This window comes from Thalassobaculum sp. OXR-137 (assembly GCF_034377285.1).
GTDB lineage: Bacteria > Pseudomonadota > Alphaproteobacteria > Thalassobaculales > Thalassobaculaceae > Thalassobaculum.
The window spans coordinates 2,721,488-2,739,483 of the sequence record NZ_CP139715.1; the positions used below are offsets into that span (position 1 = coordinate 2,721,488).

At 67.9% G+C, this 17,996-nt stretch carries 20 protein-coding genes; 11 read left to right on the forward strand and 9 right to left on the reverse strand.

Annotated features, from left to right (window positions below):
- Positions 1-42 precede the first annotated feature (42 nt).
- The 3 genes from T8K17_RS12840 to T8K17_RS12850 form a co-directional block, all read right to left on the reverse strand.
- Positions 43-306 (reverse strand): hypothetical protein, encoded by a 264-nt coding sequence (locus T8K17_RS12840; RefSeq protein ID WP_322334901.1) that lies wholly within the window; start codon positions 304-306, stop codon positions 43-45.
- A gap of 235 nt (positions 307-541) precedes the next feature.
- Positions 542-1,345, reverse strand: coding sequence for an SDR family NAD(P)-dependent oxidoreductase (locus tag T8K17_RS12845; RefSeq protein ID WP_322334902.1), 804 nt, complete (start codon positions 1,343-1,345; stop codon positions 542-544).
- 85 nt (positions 1,346-1,430) lie between these two features.
- Entirely contained in the window at positions 1,431-1,814 is a 384-nt protein-coding gene (locus T8K17_RS12850) for a DUF423 domain-containing protein (protein WP_322334903.1), read from the reverse strand.
- Positions 1,815-1,985: 171 nt separating this feature from the next.
- On the opposite strand from T8K17_RS12850, the gene T8K17_RS12855 reads away from it, so the two are divergent.
- The 4 genes from T8K17_RS12855 (at position 1,986) to T8K17_RS12870 (ending at position 4,354) form a co-directional block, all read left to right on the forward strand.
- A complete protein-coding gene (locus T8K17_RS12855) occupies positions 1,986-2,726 on the forward strand; it encodes a lysophospholipid acyltransferase family protein (RefSeq protein WP_322334904.1) in 741 nt (246 codons plus the stop codon).
- 5 nt (positions 2,727-2,731) lie between these two features.
- Positions 2,732-3,586 carry a hypothetical protein gene (locus T8K17_RS12860; protein ID WP_322334905.1) on the forward strand — a complete coding sequence of 285 codons (855 nt, stop codon included), beginning with the start codon at positions 2,732-2,734 and terminating at the stop codon, positions 3,584-3,586.
- Positions 3,587-3,770: 184 nt separating this feature from the next.
- Positions 3,771-4,109, forward strand: coding sequence for a hypothetical protein (locus tag T8K17_RS12865; RefSeq protein ID WP_322334906.1), 339 nt, complete (start codon positions 3,771-3,773; stop codon positions 4,107-4,109).
- Positions 4,110-4,111: 2 nt separating this feature from the next.
- Entirely contained in the window at positions 4,112-4,354 is a 243-nt protein-coding gene (locus T8K17_RS12870) for a hypothetical protein (protein WP_322334907.1), read from the forward strand.
- A 24-nt stretch (positions 4,355-4,378) separates the two neighbouring features.
- Here the strand turns inward: T8K17_RS12870 and T8K17_RS12875 are convergent, their stop codons facing one another.
- Positions 4,379-4,756: a VOC family protein gene (locus T8K17_RS12875; RefSeq protein ID WP_322334908.1), complete on the reverse strand. Its 378-nt coding sequence runs from the start codon at positions 4,754-4,756 to the stop codon at positions 4,379-4,381.
- Between the two features lie 234 nt (positions 4,757-4,990).
- Here T8K17_RS12875 and T8K17_RS12880 point away from each other — a divergent pair, with 234 nt between their 5' ends.
- Both T8K17_RS12880 and T8K17_RS12885 read left to right on the forward strand, forming a co-directional pair.
- The gene (locus T8K17_RS12880) at positions 4,991-5,515 is read left to right on the forward strand and encodes a PAS domain-containing protein (RefSeq protein WP_322334909.1); all 525 of its coding nucleotides are present in this window, start codon (positions 4,991-4,993) and stop codon (positions 5,513-5,515) included.
- A gap of 19 nt (positions 5,516-5,534) precedes the next feature.
- Positions 5,535-6,803: a methyl-accepting chemotaxis protein gene (locus tag T8K17_RS12885; RefSeq protein WP_322334910.1), complete on the forward strand. Its 1,269-nt coding sequence runs from the start codon at positions 5,535-5,537 to the stop codon at positions 6,801-6,803.
- Between the two features lie 15 nt (positions 6,804-6,818).
- On the opposite strand, the gene T8K17_RS12890 is transcribed toward T8K17_RS12885, so the two are convergent.
- Together T8K17_RS12890 and T8K17_RS12895 are read right to left on the reverse strand one after the other, a co-directional pair.
- Entirely contained in the window at positions 6,819-8,081 is a 1,263-nt protein-coding gene (locus T8K17_RS12890) for a TIGR04372 family glycosyltransferase (RefSeq protein WP_322334911.1), read from the reverse strand.
- On the reverse strand, positions 8,078-9,001 hold the full coding sequence (locus T8K17_RS12895) for an NAD-dependent epimerase/dehydratase family protein (protein ID WP_322334912.1): 924 nt from the start codon (positions 8,999-9,001) through the stop codon (positions 8,078-8,080). Before T8K17_RS12895 ends, T8K17_RS12890 begins: the two co-directional genes overlap by 4 nt.
- Positions 9,002-9,153: 152 nt before the next feature.
- Here T8K17_RS12895 and T8K17_RS12900 point away from each other — a divergent pair, with 152 nt between their 5' ends.
- From T8K17_RS12900 to T8K17_RS12920, 5 genes are all read left to right on the forward strand, one after another.
- The gene (locus tag T8K17_RS12900; RefSeq protein WP_322330137.1) at positions 9,154-10,119 is read left to right on the forward strand and encodes a S1C family serine protease; all 966 of its coding nucleotides are present in this window, start codon (positions 9,154-9,156) and stop codon (positions 10,117-10,119) included.
- 50 nt (positions 10,120-10,169) lie between these two features.
- Positions 10,170-11,042, forward strand: a complete 873-nt coding sequence (locus tag T8K17_RS12905; RefSeq protein WP_322330138.1) for an NAD(P)-dependent oxidoreductase — start codon at positions 10,170-10,172, stop codon at positions 11,040-11,042.
- 204 nt (positions 11,043-11,246) lie between these two features.
- A complete protein-coding gene (locus T8K17_RS12910) occupies positions 11,247-12,290 on the forward strand; it encodes a C4-dicarboxylate TRAP transporter substrate-binding protein (protein WP_322330139.1) in 1,044 nt (347 codons plus the stop codon).
- 133 nt (positions 12,291-12,423) lie between these two features.
- On the forward strand, positions 12,424-13,101 hold the full coding sequence (locus tag T8K17_RS12915; RefSeq protein WP_322330140.1) for a TRAP transporter small permease: 678 nt from the start codon (positions 12,424-12,426) through the stop codon (positions 13,099-13,101).
- On the forward strand, positions 13,098-14,408 hold the full coding sequence (locus T8K17_RS12920) for a TRAP transporter large permease (protein ID WP_322330141.1): 1,311 nt from the start codon (positions 13,098-13,100) through the stop codon (positions 14,406-14,408). Before T8K17_RS12915 ends, T8K17_RS12920 begins: the two co-directional genes overlap by 4 nt.
- Before the next feature lie 7 nt (positions 14,409-14,415).
- On the opposite strand, the gene T8K17_RS12925 is transcribed toward T8K17_RS12920, so the two are convergent.
- From T8K17_RS12925 to T8K17_RS12935, 3 genes are all read right to left on the reverse strand, one after another.
- A complete protein-coding gene (locus T8K17_RS12925) occupies positions 14,416-15,324 on the reverse strand; it encodes an amidohydrolase family protein (RefSeq protein ID WP_322330142.1) in 909 nt (302 codons plus the stop codon).
- Positions 15,321-17,030 (reverse strand): SulP family inorganic anion transporter, encoded by a 1,710-nt coding sequence (locus tag T8K17_RS12930; RefSeq protein ID WP_322330143.1) that lies wholly within the window; start codon positions 17,028-17,030, stop codon positions 15,321-15,323. The genes T8K17_RS12925 and T8K17_RS12930 overlap by 4 nt, the downstream gene beginning before the upstream one ends.
- Before the next feature lie 246 nt (positions 17,031-17,276).
- On the reverse strand, positions 17,277-17,993 hold the full coding sequence (locus T8K17_RS12935) for a response regulator (protein ID WP_322330144.1): 717 nt from the start codon (positions 17,991-17,993) through the stop codon (positions 17,277-17,279).
- Positions 17,994-17,996 lie beyond the last annotated feature (3 nt).

Consider the following 17,996-nt stretch of genomic DNA (forward strand, 5'->3'; position numbering starts at 1 on the left):
GATCCGGTGTCCACCGTACGCGGCGGCGGCCCGGCGTCAAGCTCAGCCGTAGCGTTCCAGCGACGGGCCGTGCCAATGGGGCGTTCGCTCCCAGCCGCTGGCGACGGCGAGGCCGGCAGCGGTCCGGCCGACGATGAGAAGGGTCTCGTCCTCGGCGCCGGTGATGAAGGCGCGACCGGTGCAGGGCTCCAGCTCCCAGCCGGTCGCTGCCGGCAGGCGGGCGACCAGAAGATCCAGGGCGCGAAGATCGGCCGCGCTCCAGGCGCGGGCGCGCGGTCGGTGTTGGAACGCGACGATCTCACCCATTCCGGCCTCCTGAGGACGCTGACGACCTTAAGGTAGGCCTGCACCGATCGGCCGGAAACGACCTCGCGCGCCTCTCAGGCGAACGTGATCGGCGGTGAGGCGCTCTCCCGCACTCCACCTCCAATCACTCCCCGGACCGGTTCCGGGGCCTACGCCTCATCCCGCACGACCGTGGAAATGGGTGAGTGGGCCCCGGAACAGGTCCGGGGAGTGCGGGAAGGGTGACGTATTCAGTTTAAACCGGCGCGCTCATCACCAGGCCACCATCGACAACGATCTCCGTCGCCGTCACGTATTTCGCCTCGTCGCTCGCCAGGTACAGGGCGGCGTAGGCGATGTCCCAGGCGTCGCCCATATGGCCCATCGGGACCTGGGCGTGGCGCTTGGCGATCAGCGCCTCGGCGTCGTTGTTGCCGCGCTGGCTGACCAGCCGCGCCTCGACCAGCGGGGTGTGCATCAGGCCGGGCACCACCGTGTTGCAGCGGATCTTCTCCTTCGCATAGGTCACGCCGATGGCGCGGGAGAGCTGCACGACCCCGGCCTTGGCCGCCGCATAGGCATGGATCGGGGTGCCGATATGGCGGTAGCCGGCGACCGAGGCGACGTTGATGATCGCCCCGCCGCCGCCCTTGCGCATATGCGGGATGGCGTGGTGGCAGCCGAGATAGACGGTCTTCAGATTGTGATCCATCTGGGCATCCCAGGTGGTGACGTCCATCTCCTCCACCGTGCCCGGATGGGAACCGCCGACGTTGTTGTGCATCACGTCGATCCGTCCGAACCGGTCGACGCAGTCCTGCAGCAGCCGGCCGACCGTGTCGTCGTTGGTCAGGTCGCCCGCCTCGGCATGGACCTTTGCGCCTTCCTCGGCCACCAGCCGGGCGGTCTCCTCCACCGCCGCCTTGTCCCGGTCGATCAGGTAGAGCGTGGCGCCTTCGCGGGCGTACAGCACCGCGCAGGCCTTGCCGTTGCCCCATCCCGGAGCGATGGAGCCCGCGCCGGCGACCACCACCACCTTGTCCTTCATCCGATCGACCATGCCGTTTCCTCGTGTTTGTTTGTTGTCGTGAACCACGACTCATACCCAATCACCGGCCGATAGGGCGAGGTGCTATCGCCGCGGCCTAGCCCTCTGCGGAGCGGGTACGGCCGGTGACGGCGGCCAGGGCGACGGCCAGCCAGCCCAGGATCTGCAGCGATCCGCCGATGGGGGCCAGCATCGGGACCGGGGCGCTGCCCTGAAGTGCCTGGATGTAGATCGAGCCGCAGAACGCCAGCGTCCCGAGACCGACGGCGAGCACCCCGGCCAGGCCCAGGCGGCGGCCCAGATGGGGCCAGAGCACCGCCAGCGCGAGCAGCCCCAGGCTGTTGGCGGTATGCCAGAACGAGGCGGTGCGCCACAGCTCCCGGGCGGCCGGGTCGCCCCCGATCGCATGGGCGCCGACCGCGCCGAGGGCGATGGCGAGGCTCAGGGACAGGGCGGCAAGGGCGGCGAGGGTTCGGGTCATGGCGGCGGGTCCTGCCGGTCAGTGGGGCACCACCTATAGCGTGCGGTGCGGCGGCACCCCAAGTATCCTTGTCCCGAAACCCGTTCCGTCCCGGCGCCTTCGGACGCTGGGGTGTTTTCAATCCCCCGCGAACTGCTTAAGACGAACCAAGCATATTCGAACGGTGCCTGCGTGATCTATATACGGTCCTCCCTGTTTAACGTGGTCTGGATGGTCTGGTCGCTGCTGATGGCCGCGACGATTCCGGTGAACGCCATTTTCCACCGCGGAGATGACGGGCGGTACGTGCGCAAGGTCAGCCGCGTCTGGTCGCGGGGGACCGCCTGGCTGCTGTCGGCGATCTGCGGGTTGAGCTACCGGGTGGAGGGGCGCGAGCACCTGCCGGAGGGTCCGTCCTTCCTGGCCTGCAAGCACCAGTCGGCCTTCGAGACCTTCGTGATGAACGCGGTCGTCCCGGACCTCTGCATCATCTACAAGCGCGAGCTCGACGCGATCCCGCTGTTCGGCTGGTTCCTGCGGCGCTCGCGCATGGTGTCGGTCGAGCGGGGCGGCGGCGCCTCCGCCCTACGCGGCATGCTGGACCAGGCGAAGGCCGAGGCGGAGAAGGGCCGATGCGTGCTGATCTTCCCGGAAGGCACCCGGGTCGCGGTCGGCGAGCGCGGCGTGGCCCATGCCGGCCTGATCGCCCTGGTGCGCAATCTGAAGCTTCCGGTGGTTCCCGTGGCCCTCGATTCCGGTCTCTACTGGCCGCGGAAATCGCTGCTCCGGTATCCGGGCGAGGTGACCATCCGGTTCATGCCGGCGATCAACGATGTGGAGCGGTTCGGCCGCAAGGACATGGAGGCGCTGGTGGAGACCATCAGTGCCGAGTCCGACCGGCTGTGCGGCGCCGAACGATCTGGAGATGCGTGAACGCCATGCCCAAGGCCCGTCAGATCTATACCGTCCAAGGCGTCGATTCCGAACCCCGAGAGGGCGGCAAGGCAGCCCGGGAAGTCGGCCGCCGCGTGATCACCGAGGCGCTGGTCCGTCGAACCAGCGCCGCCGTCGCCGGCCGGGTCGAGCGGCTGCGCGAGACCCTGGCGGCCCGGGGCGTCCTGCCGGACGATGCCCCCGACGCCGCGTCCGTGGTGGCGGCCTTCGAGGCCAGCTATGCTCGGCGCCCGCTGCGCGACAATGCCGGCGGCACGATGCGCAACTCCTCCACCTGGATCTTCGCCGTGGCCGCCCTGCTGCGGCCGTCGACCATCGTGGAGTGCGGGACGTTCAAGGGCCATTCCTCCTGGCTGATGGCCGAGGCGGCTCCCGAGGCGCGGATCATCACCTTCGACGTGATGCGCGAGGACGGACGGCTGCGCGACAAGCGGGTCGAATACCGGCTCGGCGACTGGAGCGACGCGGCCGATCTGGAGACGCTGCCGGACGGCACCCTCTGCGTCTTCGACGACCATATCTCCCATCGGCTGCGCCTGGAGCAGGCCAAGGCCCGCGGCGCGAAGCTGGCGCTGGTCGACGACGATTACGACGCACTGACCCTCTATGCCACCGGTTCGCCGCCGGTGCCGACCGTGGCGATGCTGACCGACCCGGACCTGCCGGCGGGCACCTGCTGCGAGTGGGAGCGGCCGGGCAAGCGTTACGCTTACACGATCACCGAGGCCGACTTGGCGGCCGGGCGGGAGTTGATCGACTGGACCGTGCCGATGCCCGACCTGACGGTCGTGAACCGCTATGTCGCCCAGGCGCCGATGACCCTGGTCGGGCTGCGCTGAGCCGCATTCCGGCTGCCGTGGTGCGCCGGCCCTGGCCTTGTAAGCCCCCGAGCCATGCGAAATTCGCGGGACGCGTCATGCGATTTCTGCGCTAATCGCGGCCTCGAAACGGCGCGATACCTATGAGCGCCGGCCGGCTCGTGCTCGGTGGCCGGCCCATGCTCTGAGCCCTGGTTCGCACTCCATGACCATGTCCCTGATTACCCTGCTGGTGGGCGTCTGCCTGTCCGCGGTGGCCCTGATCGCCACGCCGCTCGCCGCCCGGGTTACCCATCGGATGAAAGACCCCGACGCCGGGTATTTCTCGACCACCATCATGGCTCTTCTCATCACCGCGGCTTTCGGTGGCGGTGCCATCAGCGCGATCATCTGGATCGCCGATCTCGGCAAGACGGCCTCCTGGATCCTGATCCCCGTCTATTTCATCGGCATGCTGGTCGCCGGCCGTATTCTCTGGCGTGTCCTCGGTCCGGACGCCCGCCGCGGCTCGACCGTGGGCGGTGCCCATCCGCTGGGGGCGTGACCTTGGCTTCCATCGTGACATCCGCGGCGACGGCGGCCCTGGTGGGGCTGCTGTTCGCCGGGACGATCGGCGTCGACGGGGTGGCCATCGTCTGGGCCGCGCTCGCCTGGGCCGATCTGCCGGTGATCGTGATCCAGAGTGCGGCGGGCATTGCCGCGCTTGGCATGGCCGTGCTGACCGCCAGGCTGGTCCGGTCGACCTGGCGGGTCGAGCGCCTGGGCATCGACGCGGCCCAGGGGGGCTGAGTCCCGCGGTAGTCTGCCCAGCGGCTAGTCTCGGGGAAAAGTGACCGCTTCGACCTTGTTGCCGTCGGGATCGCGGACGAACGCGCCGTAGTAGGTCGTCACCGACGCCTGCCGCGGTCCCGGTTCGCCGTCGCTGCGTCCGCCCTGGACGATGGCGGCGGCGTGAAAGGCCTCCACGGCCGCCCTGTGCGGCGCCCGCAGGCAGACATGCGCGCCCGTATCGGCACTGGCGGGGACCAGATCCTCGCGCAGGTTCAGCCAGAACTCCGGATAGCGCTTCCCGAATCCCACCGTCCGCTCCCGCTCCACCAGCCGGCTCAGCCCGAGCGGGGCGAGAACCCGTTCCCAGAACTCGGCCGCCCTTGCCAGGTCGCTGACCGGGATGGACACGTGGTCGATCATCGCTCCGCCTCCGCCGTTCGGGCCCGCGCGTCGGGTGCCGGCTGCCCATCATGCCGGGTGGCACCGCCTGCATCCAGACTTGGGAGAGAAACGCGAACCTTCCCAGGATAATATTGTAAGTATTTGAAATTGAATGTTTTGATCCAGATCAAAACCGGATTTGTTCAGTTTCTGTTTACCTGAAGGCTGATAGTCTGGCCGCGTCGTGCTGGAATAAGGGGGAAGGAACTGACCATGGCCAAAGTGATGGTGAAACCCACCGGACGGGAGGCACCGTTCCGCGATGGCGAGCTGATCGTGTCGAAGACCGATCTGAAAGGGCGGATTACCTACTGCAACGACGTGTTCCTGCGCGTCGCCGGCTTCGAGGAGAACGAGCTCCTGGGCGCCCCGCACAGCATCATCCGGCATCCGGACATGCCGCGCGCGGTCTTCAAGCTGCTCTGGGACACCATCTCCGCCGGCAACGAGATCTTCGCCTACGTGATCAACATGGCCAAGAACGGCGACCACTACTGGGTCTTCGCCCATGTGACGCCGAGTTTCGACAGCGCCGGCAAGATCGTCAGCTACCATTCCAACCGGCGCAAACCCCGCGCCGAGGCGGTGACGGCGGCGGCCGGGCTCTACAAGCACCTCAAATCCATCGAGGACGCTCCCTCCAACCGCAAGGACGGCATGCAGGCCGCCTACGAAGAAGTCCTCAGCATCCTTGCGAAAAAGGAGATCGGCTATGACCGGTTCGTGCTCTCTCTCTAGGACCCGGGTGGCCCTGGGCGTGGCGGCCGTCGCTTCCGTCGCCGGCGCCGTCCTCCCGTTCCTGCCGATCCCCTATGCCCAGATCGCCGGAGCCGCCTGCGCCGCCGTAGCGGCCGTCGCGGTGCTTCTGTGCTTCGTGTTCCAGGCGCGCCTTCTGCGCTGGATCGACCGCACGGCCGTGGTGGCCACGGGCATCGCCAAGGGCGATTTCGAGCAGCGTCTGGTGCGGATCGACGAGACCGGTCCGGTCGGCCGGATGCTCTGGGCGGTGAACGACATGATCGACATGGCCGACGCCTTCGTGCGCGAGGCCGGTGCCGCCATGGAGGCGGTCGAGCAGGGCAAGTTCTTCCGGACGATCCGGCCGGAGGGACTGAACGGGATGTATCTTCGCAACGCCAACCAGATCAACGACGCCACCTCCAGCATGGGGGCGCGGCTGGAGGCGTTCACCGAGCTGACCGAACGGTTCGAGGGCAAGGTTTGGTCCGTCGTCGACGGCGTGACCGACGCCGCCACGAAGCTTCAGGCCACCTCCGGCGCGCTGAAGACCCAGGCGAGCGAGACCACGCGGCAGGTCGCCGGCGTGTCGGCCGCCACCGAGGAAGCCTCCTCCAATGTTGAGACGGTGGCGTCGGCGGCGGAGGAGCTCTCCGCGTCGATCATGGAGATCACCCGGCAGGTCCAGGAAGGCAGCCGGGTCACCATCGCCGCCAGCAAGGAGGCCGAGGCCGCCGACAAGCTGGTCGCCACCCTGTCCCAGGCGGCGGAGGAGATCGGCGCCGTCGGCACCCTGATCACCGACATCGCCGAGCAGACCAACCTGCTCGCCCTGAACGCCACCATCGAGGCGGCCCGGGCCGGCGAGGCCGGCAAGGGCTTCGCGGTCGTCGCGTCGGAGGTGAAGTCGCTCGCCAACGAGACCTCCAGCGCCACCCAGCGGATTCAGGAGCAGGTGGGTGCGATCCGCGATGCCACGGCCAATGTGGTCCGGGCGATCCAGACGATCGTCTCCTCGATCGCCGAGGTGTCGACGGTCACCGGCTCGATCGCCGCGGCGGTGGAGCAGCAGTCCTCGGCGACGAACGAGATCTCCCGCAACGTGCAGGAGGCCTCGGCCGGCACCCGCGAGGTGGCGCGCAGCACCGAGACCGTGGCCCAGTCGGCGCGCGAGACCGACGGCGCCGCCGCCGAACTCAGTACGGCCTCCACCGATCTGGCCGACCAGGCGAAGACCCTGCGTGACGAAGTGCAGGAGTTCCTGACCGTCGCCCGCCGGTCGTCCTGACCCGGGCGGCGTCGGTCAGTCGAGAAACCCGGGTTGCGCCTGTGGCGTGACCCGGGCGATCGTGCCGAACGGATGGGCGTAGCCGTAGAAATCCAGCATTTCCGCCTTGATCGCCGGGTCGGCGGAAATCGATCGCTCGTAGTCCTGGCCGAGCGCCAGGAACCGGGCCGCGTCCTCGGCCGCAAGCCCGGCCGGTCCACCCTTCAGCAGATCCAGGAAGTCCTGGGTCGCGGCGTCGATCTCGTCCGGATCGTTGGCGACCATGTCGATGCCGGCCACGTCGAATTCCCGATCGCGAATGATCGCCGGAATGCGCCGATCGAGGATCTCCCGATAGCCCAGACGGTTGCCCGTCGTCCGGTCGACGCAGTGCTTGAACAGGGTCAGGTCCCGGTTATACGGCAGGTTCAGGTGCTCGTACGGCGTATTGGTGCGCAAGGTCGACACGCCGAAGGCGGCGGCGACCCAGATCGGTCCTGAATTCTGCGCCGTCCCGAAGGCCGCGTCGGCCAGGACGGCCAGGTCGACCGCCCGGTCGTCCGGCGCCAGCCCAGGCAGGGCATCGGGCAGGCTGGCATATCCATCCCAATTCCAGTCCGGAGGTTCCAGCCCGGCTTCGCCGATGCGGACGACCTGATAGCCGCTGTCCAGCAGCCGTCGTATGGAGGATTGGTAGTGCTCGATACTGGTCGTGCGGTGGAGGTGTTTCTCCTTGCCGGCCTTGTACCGGTCGGTACGCACATGGAAGAACGCGAACGGAGCCTCGGGGTCGATGCCGATGCCGCGAAGCTGCTCGTGTCCGCGATCGCGGACCGCGTCCGGCAGGCTGAGCAGGGTGGGGCGGGTGCCGGCCACCACATGCCGCCAGAAATCGCGGAATAGCGTGCGCGGCGACGAAAACAGGAGGTGGAGTTGGCCGAAATCGGCCAGCCCGCCATCGACAAAGCCCAGCGATGTCAGAACCTGATCGTCGGTCTCGATCCAGGCGAACTGATCGCCGAAACAGTCGCGAACGGCGGTATTCGTGCCGGGAAGCCTCATCGGCTGGGTAATGACGACGATCCTCGAATAGCGCGGGCCGTACAGCGTCTTGAGAACCTGCGGCTCGAGCATGAAATGGCCGATCCGGTTCGACTGGGTGAGGATATAGACCAGCGGCGGGTCGGTCGGATCGAAATAGGGAGCGATGAGACCGAACAGCTTCGCCAGGTTCTCCTTATTGCTGAACGCCTCTCGCATGGTGGCGGTATACCGCTCCGGATCGACATCCCCGGTCACTGAGCGTCTCCCGTCACCGAGCGGATCACCGCCGACCAATCGTCCGTCGCCACCCAGCCGAGATCGCGTTCGGCGGCCCGGGTGTCGAAGGGACTGGCGTCTTCCCGGTTGAACCATCCCTCGTCGTAGAGCGGCGGATACATGCCGTGCCGGCGGCCGAGGAATTCCAGGGTCTCGACATTGCCCAGGGTATCGCGGGCGGCGATCAGATAGACCGAGTAGGGAGCGGTGTCGGCGAGCAGGGCGGCCCGGAACGCCGCCGCGGCATCGCGCGACGTCACATAGGTCCGCAGCACCGGCAGCCCGCCATAGATCGGGGCGTCCACCGTCATGCCGGGGTTGCCGTCCTCCGGCGCCAGGGTGGCCAGTTCCGCCAGCATCTGCGGCACCTTCACCGGCCGGGCGACCAGGGTCGGACGCAGGCAGACGATCGAGGCGATCCCGTCGCCCCCGGCCGCGTGGCGCCGCGCGAAGCTCTCCGCCGTTCGCTCCATGAGCTGCTTGGTCAGGTCGTAGGTCCGCCGGGGCCTCTGGGCATGGGCCTCGTCGACCGGCAGGTAGTCCGGGGCGAGACCTGTGTTGAAGCCGTAGGAGGCGGCCGAGGAGGCGACCACGACCTTCTTCACGCCCTCTTCCTCGGCGGCGCGCAGCAGGTTCCAGGTCCCCTGGACGTTGACCTCGAAATAGGTGTGGTCGGGCACGTCGACGCCGTCGTCGATTCCTGCGAGGTGGATGATCCGATCGTGGCCGCGCACGGCGCTGCGCACCGCCGCGATGTCGCGGATATCGACTTCGCGATAGACCACGTCCTGGGCTGGTGCGCGGACGTCCAGCACCTCGACCCGGTGATCCGACATCATGGCCTCCACCACGAAATGTCCCAGCCGTCCGCTGCCGCCGGTAATCAAAACGCTGTTCATCGCCATCTCGGTTTCCGGTTCCCGCCGGTTGCGCTCGACGCCAGACTAAATCGGTTGGCGCCGTCGAGATAGACAACGCCACGCCCGGGCTGAAATGTCAGCAATGCGTGTTAGATTGACCTTCAATCGCATCACCCGAAAACGGATGGAACATGGCCGAGGACGCGCCCAATCCCGAACATCCCCGCCAGGAACACTTGGGATTCGACCTGAACCACATCCTGTCCGCCGTGGTCGGCGTTCGCTGCCACGTCCCGGAGGACGCCTTTACCGCGTCCGTCCTGGGGACCGAGCGGTCGGGCAACGGCGTGGTGATCCGCGGCGACGGTCTGGTCCTGACCATCGGCTATCTGGTCACCGAGGCGGAGACGATCTGGATCACCGACAACCAGGGCCGGGCCTTTCCCGGCACCGTCCTGGCCTATGACCAGGAGACCGGCCTCGGCCTGGTCCAGGCGCTGGGCCGTGTCGATCTGCCGGCGGTGGAGATGGGCGTGTCCTCCGATGTGGTCGAGGGCGATTCGGTCATCGTGGTCGGCCATGGCGGCCGTCGCTCGGCGATCAACGCCCGGGTCATCGCCGTGCGCGAGTTCGCGGGCTACTGGGAATACCTGCTGGACGAGGCGATCTTCACGTCGCCGGCCCACCCGAACTGGGGCGGCACGGGCCTGTTCGACCAGCAGGGCAGGCTGGTCGGCATCGGCTCGCTGTTCATCCAGCAGAGCCATGGGGACGACACGCCGATCGACGGCAACATGATCGTCCCGATCGACCTGCTGAAGCCGATCTACGAGACCATGCTGACCAGCGGCGCCGCCGGACGGATCCCGCGGCCCTGGCTCGGCATGTACTGCACCGAGGTGGAGGAGCGGCTGGTGGTCGCCGGTCTCGCCGACGACGGCCCGTCCGAGGCCGCCGACGTGCAGGTCGGGGACATCGTGGAGAAGATCAACGGCAAGCCGGTGTCCACCCTGGCGGAGATGTTCCGCCGGGTCTGGGCGGTCGGCCCGGCCGGGGCCGATATCCCGATCACCGTGGTCCGCGAAGGCGAACGGCTCGACCTCACCATCGCCTCGGTGTCGCGCGGCAACCTGCTGAAGGGACCGCAGCTGCACTGACCGTCCGACGACCCGACCCCTTCATCCCCGATTTCGACGGAGAACGCCCGATGCGCATCGCCTTCCTTGGTCTCGGTCTGATGGGGGAGGGCTTCACCCGCCGTCTCGTGGCATTGGGGCATGACGTGACCGGCTTCGACCCGGTGGCGGAGCGGCGTCTGGCCTCCGCGGCCTGGGGCGTGGCGCCGGCCGAGACTCCGGCCGCGGCGGCCGAGGGCGCCGAGCTGGTCATGACCTGTGTCACCACCACCGACGACCTGGAGCGGGCCCTGTTCGCCAAGGACGGGGCGGCTGGGGCGATGTCCGAGGGGGCGATCCTGGTGGACTTCTCCACCACGGTGGTCGCCCGCACCAAGGCGATGGCCGAGCGGCTGAAGCGGGAGCGCGGGGCCGGATGGCTCGACGCACCGGTTTCCGGCGGGCCGCCGGCGGCCCAGGCCGGCAAGCTGGCGATCATGATGGGCGGCGACGACGCGGACGCGGCCCGCGCCGAGCCGGTCCTGTCCGGGCTCGCGGCGAGTCTGGTGCATCTGGGTCCGGTCGGCGCCGGGCAGGTGACCAAGATGGTGAACCAGGTCTGCGTGCTGACCAATTTCGTCGTGCTGGCCGAGGCGCTGAACCTGGCGGAGCGGGGCGGGGTCGACACCAGCCGGTTGCAGGCGGCGCTGGAGACGGGATACGCGGGCTCCAACCTGATGGCTGCCATGTGGCCGCGGATGATGGCGCGGGACTATGCGCCGGCGGGGTATCTGCGGCAGGTGCTGAAGGATCTCGACATGGTCCACGACCTCGCCCACGACCTGCAGGCGGCGATCCCCATGTCGACCCAGGCGGCCGAGCTGTTCCGCCTGATGGCGGCGCGTGGTCACGAGCAGGAGGACGGCATAGCCGTGCTGAAGCTGTTCACGGGGGAGCCGGTCTAGACGATCGCGCGACCGGTCCGGGTCGTCGGAAAATTGTATGCAAAGTGGGGTGGGTTTTGTATTCAACAGATGTGGATGGGTTCGGTGGATTTTCCGACCGACCGATCCGCACAAAAGCCGATAAGCGCCGAGCAACGGTGTGCAAGAACGTCGCGAACAAGCCGGTCAACCGGCGAAAAAGCGGCTTAAACAGTGGAGGAAGTGATGAAAGTCAATACGCTCATGCGCGTCTCGGTCCTGGCCGGAGCCCTGGCGCTCGGTCTGGGCTCGGCACAGGCGGCCGAGGTCGACGGCCCGAAGGTCTCGTGGAATCTGTCGACCTGGGGCAAGGCCCGCGCGTTCACCGTCGGCCCGGAGTACATCGCCGAACAGCTCGCGGCGAAGACCGGCGGCAACTTCACCCTGAAGATCCACTACGGCGAGGCGCTGTCGAAGGCGCGCGAGAACCTCGATGGCATCAAGCTCGGCGCCTTCCAGGCCGCCCAGTTCTGCAACTTCTATCATCCCGGCAAGAACCCGGCCTGGATGGTCCTGACCATGCCGTTCCTGCCGCTCGGCGACCTCAAGGTCTCGATGCATGTGCGCGAGGCGATGATGGCCAGCGAACCGTTCATGGCCGACATGGCGAACTGGAACGCCATGCCGTACTTCTCGGCGCTTCTGCCGCAATATGAATTCCTCGGCAAGGGTCCGGCACCGAAGACGCTGGAGGGCTGGAAGGGTCTGCGCGTGCGGGCCGGTGGCGGTGTCGGCACCGCGATGGAGCAGCTCGGCGCGACGCTGACCACGGTTCCGGCGACCGAGGTCTATACCGGCATGGAGCGCGGCACGATGGATGCCGCCTCGTTCCCGTACACCTATTCCCACGCCGCCTATCAGATCCAGGAAGTCAGCGACTGGTTCACCTCGAACATGTCCCCGGGGACGTCCGAGTGCGCGACGGTTCTCAACAAGGACGCCTACGCCAAGCTGCCTGAGCAGTATCAGAAGCTGCTGATGGACCTGAAGCCCGAGGCGTACGAGGTTCAGATCAAGGCCTATCACGACATCGACAAGAAGAACCTGCCGATGTTCGAGTCCAAGCTCGAGAAGATCGTCTACACCGACGCGCAGCTCGAGGAGTTCCGTCAGATCGCCGGCAAGCCGGTCTGGGACATGTGGGTGGCCGAGAACAAGGACAAGTTCGACGCCCAGGGCCTGATCGACATGATCATGTCCGAGGCCAAGAAAGCCTCCGCCGCCAAGTAGCCGGTACAGCCGTCTTAAAAACCAGGAGAGGGCCGCGTCACACCCGCGGCCCTCGACGCTTGGGTCCGAAGCCGCCAGCCGTGTCTTCCGGCCCGGAAGCGTCTCTCCCTTCGCAACCGCGGGGTACCAGGACATGACCCAACCCATGACTCTGACGCCCGGACAGGAAGCGTCGGGCGGACGCGCCATCAGTCGCGTGGACCGGCTGCTTCATGCCGTCGAGCGGGTGACCGCAATCGCTTCCGGCCTGTTCATCTTCGGATTGATGCTGGTCGGTGTCGCGCAGATCGTCGGCCGCACCGTCTTCAACTTGCCGATTTTCGGCTACATCGACGCCATCGAGATGTCGATCGCGGTCTTCGCGTTCCTGGCCATCGCCTATTGCGAGCGGATGAACGGCCATGTCCGCATGGAGCTGTTCGTCGGCCGGCTGCGCGGGCGGCCGCTGTGGATCGCCGAGGCCGCAGGACAGATCGTGGGCCTGTTCGTGATCGCCGTGCTGATCTGGTACGGCTGGGATCACGCGATGCGCGCCTACGAGTACGGCGACTCGACGATCGACGCGCAGATCCCCTGGTGGCCGTCGAAACTGCTGATCCCCTTCGCCTTCGCCCTGCTCTTCGTGCGATTGCTGGTGAACCTGGTCGGCTACATCCGGCTTGCCGCCGACGGTACCGCCGAGCCCGTGGCGGTGCCGATGATCTCCGACGTGCGCGAACTCGCAAAAGGGGAGGCGTCGGAGGCCGGCGCCCTTGAGTCGACGCCCTCCGACACGTCCCGAGGCCCCGACAACCGGAGGATCGGCGAATGACCGAACTCAGTAACGACACGATCGGTTTCATCGGCGTCGCCGCCCTGCTTGTCCTGGTGCTGATCGGGGTACGGGTCTACATCGCCGCGTCGATCGTGGGCCTGGTCGGGCTGGTTGCGATGATCGGCTGGGATGCCGGGGCCGGTATGATCGGCACCATCCCGCACTCCAAATCGGTGACCTACACCCTGTCCGTGCTGCCGATGTTCATCCTGATCGGCTATCTGGCCTTCCATGCGGGCATCACCCAGTCGCTTTTCGATGCGTCGCGCAAGTGGCTGGGCTGGATGCCGGGCGGCCTGGCGGTGGCATCGGTGATGGCGACGGCGGGGTTCGCGGCGGTGTCCGGCGCCTCGACCGCGACGGCGGCGGTGTTCTCCCGGGTGGCGATCCCGGAGATGCTGGCCGCCGGTTATTCCAAGCGGCTAGCGGCCGGGGTCGTGGCCGCCGGCGGCACCCTGGCGACGCTGATCCCGCCGAGCGCCATCCTGGTGATCTATGCGATCATCGTCGAGGAATCGGTCGGCCAGCTGCTGCTCGCCGGTTTCATTCCCGGCATCGTCTCGGCGCTGATCTATGTCGGCATCATCCTGATCTGGGCCAAGGTCGACCCCACCGTGGGCCCGGCGATCAAGGGCTATACCTGGAACGACCGGATCAAGTCGGTCCCCGGGACCTTCCCGGTGATCGCCGTCGTCGTCATCATCTTCAGCGCGATGTATCTCGGGTGGGCGACCCCGACCGAGGCCGGGGCGCTCGGCGCCTTCGTGGTGTTCCTGATGGCGCTGGCGAAGGGCATGCGCTGGCCGGCCCTCCGCGAGTCGCTGCTCGATACCGCCAAGCTCACCGTCATGATCTTCAGTCTGATCTGGGGCGTGCTGATCTTCGTGCGGTTCCTCGGCTTCGCCGGCCTGCCGGAGCATTTCACCAACTTCATCGTCTCGCTGCCGTTCGAGCCCTGGGTGGTGATGGTCTGCATCCTGCTGGCCTATGCGGTCCTGGGCATGTTCATGGACGCCATCGGGATGCTGCTGCTGACCCTTCCGGTGGTCTACCCGGCGGTCATGGCCCTGGGTTACGACTCGATCTGGTTTGGCATCATCGTGGTGAAGATGGCGGAGGTTTGCCTAGTGACGCCACCGATCGGCCTGAACTGCTTCGTGGTGTCGGCGGTCCGGCCGGACATCCCGATCTCCAGCGTCTTCCGGGGCGTGGGTCCGTTCGTGGTCGCCGATTTCATCACCGTCGCGGTGTTCATGATCTGGCCGGAGCTGATCACCTGGCTGCCGCAGACCCTGCTGAACTGAGGGCGGCTCAGACCGGCCGGTAGATCCGCAGGGCGTTGTCGTGGAAGAACGCCCTGCGGTCGGCCTCCGCCATTCCGGCGGTGATCGCCTTCAACCCGGTAAAGATCTCGTCGTAGCTGGCGCAGAGCCCATCGACCGGGAAGTTGCTCGCCGCCATGCAACGGCCGGGCCCGAAGATCCGCAGCGTCTCCCGCACGACCTCGCCCTGCAGTTCCGGCGTCCAGGGCTTTCCGGGCACGCCGATGCCGGAGATCTTGACCGCCGTGTTCGGCTCGGCGGCGAAACGCTCCATCCCCTCGCGCCAGCCTGCGATCCCCTCTGGCGAGCGGTCGGACGGCAGGCCGGTGTGGTTGAGGATGATCAGCGTGTCCGGGAAGTCCCGAGCCAGATCCGCCGCCTCGCCCAGATGCCACCAGGGGGTCTGCAGGTCGTAGTGCAGCCCGTGCGTCGCCATCAGGGCATAGCCGCGCCGGAAGGCCGGGTCCGCCATCGAGCCCGGGGCCCCGGCCACGAAGGCGGCGGGGGACGGCGCGGCCGCCGGCTTCTGACGGATCGACCGCACCAGCGGGAAGGCGGCATGGCCGGCCAGCACCTCGGCGATGTCGTCGCGGGCGAACCAGGCCTGGCCGATCACCGCATGGGGCCAGCCGGTGCGGTCGTGGAGCTCGTGCAGCCAGCGGGTTTCGCCGACCGGGTCGGCCGGATCCCATTCTGCTTCCATGTGCACCGACTTCACGACGGTGTGGCGGCCGTGGTCGCGTCGGAAATCGTCGACCAGATAGTCGCGCTGGATCGCGCTGTAGTCGCCGTAGCGGAACGGGATGTCGTGCGCGCCCTCCAGCCAGGGATGATGGCCGCTGCCCAGCTTCCAGAAGTGGTGGTGGGCGTCGATGATCGGCAGGTCGTCGTCGGTCATGGGACGTCCTTTGCGGTCAGCGGGCGGGCCAGGGCCGCCTCGATGGTCGGCGCCATGGTCACCGCCGGCTCGGCGATCCCGTGGACGGCGAGCGAGCGGCGGATCTCGGCCGAGGCGCCGGTCAGCACGATCTCCACCCCGTTGCGTTTGGCGCGGGCGACCAGGCTCTCGATGGTGTTGGCGGCGGTACTGTCGATGAAGGGCACGGCGGCGAGGTCGACGATCAGCCGGCGGTGGCTGTCGGCGATCCGGTCCAGTACCGAGCCGATGGAGGCGGCGGCCCCGAAGAAAAAGGCGCCGCTGATCCGGTAGACGACGGTGTCGCGGTCGGCGGCGGCCGCGTCATCGTAGTCGGCCCGGTCGTCCCGCTCGTCCTCGGCGACGAAGGGCACGGCACTCTCCACCGCCGTCACCTTGGACATGCGGTGGATGAACAGCACCGAGCCGAGCGCGAAACCGACGACGATGGCTTCGGTCAGGTCGCGGAAGACCGTCAGCCCGAAGGTCGCCAGCAGCACCGCCGCGTCGCCCCGCGAGGCCCGCAGCAGGGTGTAGAACGCGTGTTTCTCCACCATGTTCCAGGCGACGAAGGCGAGCACGCCCGCCAGGGCCGCCAGCGGGATGTCGCTGGCCAGCGGCGCGGCGATCAGCACGAAGGCGAGCAGGAACACCGCATGGAGCATGCCCGATACCGGGCCGTGGGCGCCGGCGCGCACGTTGGTGGCCGTGCGGGCGATGGTGCCGGTGACGCAGATCCCGCCGAACATGGCCGATCCGACATTGGCCACGCCCTGGGCCACCAGCTCGCAGTTGGAGCGATGGCGCCGGCCCGTCATGCCGTCGGCGACCACGGCGGAGAGCAGGGACTCGATGGAACCGAGCAGGGCGAAGGCGATGGCGGCCGGCAGCACGGCCTGCATCTTCTCCAGGGAGATCTCCGGCAGGGAGGGCAGCGGGAAGCTCTGCGGAATCCCGCCGAACACGCTGCCGATGGTTTCCACCGGTAGGCCAAAAACTGCAGTAGCCGCCGCCGATCCGGCCACGGCGATCAGCATCCCCGGCCAGTCCGGCCGCAGCCGCTTCAGGCCGACGATCACGGCGATGGTGCCCAGCGACAGGGCGATCGCCGCGGCGTCGGCGGTGCCGAGCGCCTGGGCGAGAACGGGCAGCTTCTCCACCAGCGGTCCCGGCTCGCCGCCGTCGAGGCTGAGGCCCAGAAGCGGACGGATCTGGCTGGCGAAGATGATCACCGCAATCCCGGCGGTGAAGCCGACGGTGACTGGGTAGGGGATGAACTTGATGAAGGTGCCGAGCCGCAGCACGCCGATCAGGGCGAGGATCACGCCGGCCATCAGGGTCGCCAGGATCGTGCCGTCCATGCCGTGGGCCTGGACGGTGGCGGCGACCAGGACGATGAAGGCGCCGGCCGGCCCGCCGATCTGGAACCGGCTGCCGCCGAAGGCGGAGACCAGAAAGCCGCCGATTATCGCGGTGTAGAGTCCCTGGGCCGGGGAGGCGCCCGAGGCGATGGCGATGGCCATGGACAGGGGCAGGGCGACGATGGCGACCGTCAGCCCGGCGATGGCGTCGCGCCTGAGCTGGCCGGCGCCGTAGCCCTCGCGGAAAACGGTTAGCAGTTTGGGGGTGAAGAGCTCGAGGGTGCTCGGGGCGGCTGGCCTCGGAACGTCGTGGGTGCCTGCGGTCATCGGACCGACCGATCCTGAGAGAGGTGGGAGCGCTCAGTCTGACAAGCCGGCCCCTCCGCCGCAATGGCCGCTCCGTCCCGCGGGACCTTCGGTCGCGGCTGGATCGGACGGAAGAGGGGGGACGAGGGGCGCGGTCCGAGTGCTCCTTTCTCCAATCCCCTTCTCCCCAACCGACTTCCTGGATCAGCCCCGGCGTCAGGCCAGGGCCGTCCAGGAAGTCGGTTAAATGATGGGGCGAGGTACGGCTCAGCTATCGGGCCGCAGCACGTAGCCGCGGCCGCGCACGGTCTGCAGGAAGCGGGGGAATTTCGGGTCCGGTTCGATCTTCCGGCGCAGGCGGGTGATCTGCACGTCGACGGTGCGCACGTTCCCGCCGCCGTCCGGCGCCTCGCCTTCGCCCTCGGCCAGGTCCTCCCGGCTGAACACCGTGCCGGGCGCCGCGGCGAAGACCGCCAGCAGCGCGCCTTCGGACTCGGTCAGCCGCACCGGCTCCTCGCCCCGCCACAGCATGTTGCGGACCGGGTCGAAGCGGAACTCGCCGAAGGTGATCTCGCCGACCGGTTCGGCCGGTACAGGCAGGAGAGCGGGCCGCGAGACCCGGCGCAGGATGGTTCGGATCCGCAGCACCAGTTCGCGCGGCTCGAACGGTTTGGTCAGATAGTCGTCGGCGCCGCTTTCCAGTCCGGCGATCCGGTCCGAGCTCTCCCCCATGGCGGTGAGCAGCAGGATCGGCACCTGGGATTCCTCCCGCAGCGCCCGGGTCAGGTCGACGCCATTCTCGCCCGGCATCATGACGTCGAGGACGATCAGGTCGAAGACCAGGCTCTGGAGCTGGGCGCGGGCGGCCGCCGCATCGGCGGCGACGGAGACCCGGAAGCCGTTCTCCATGAGGAAGCGGCGCAGCAGGTTGCGCAGACGGGCGTCGTCGTCGACGGCCAGGATATGAGGGGCTTCCTCGCGCACCGG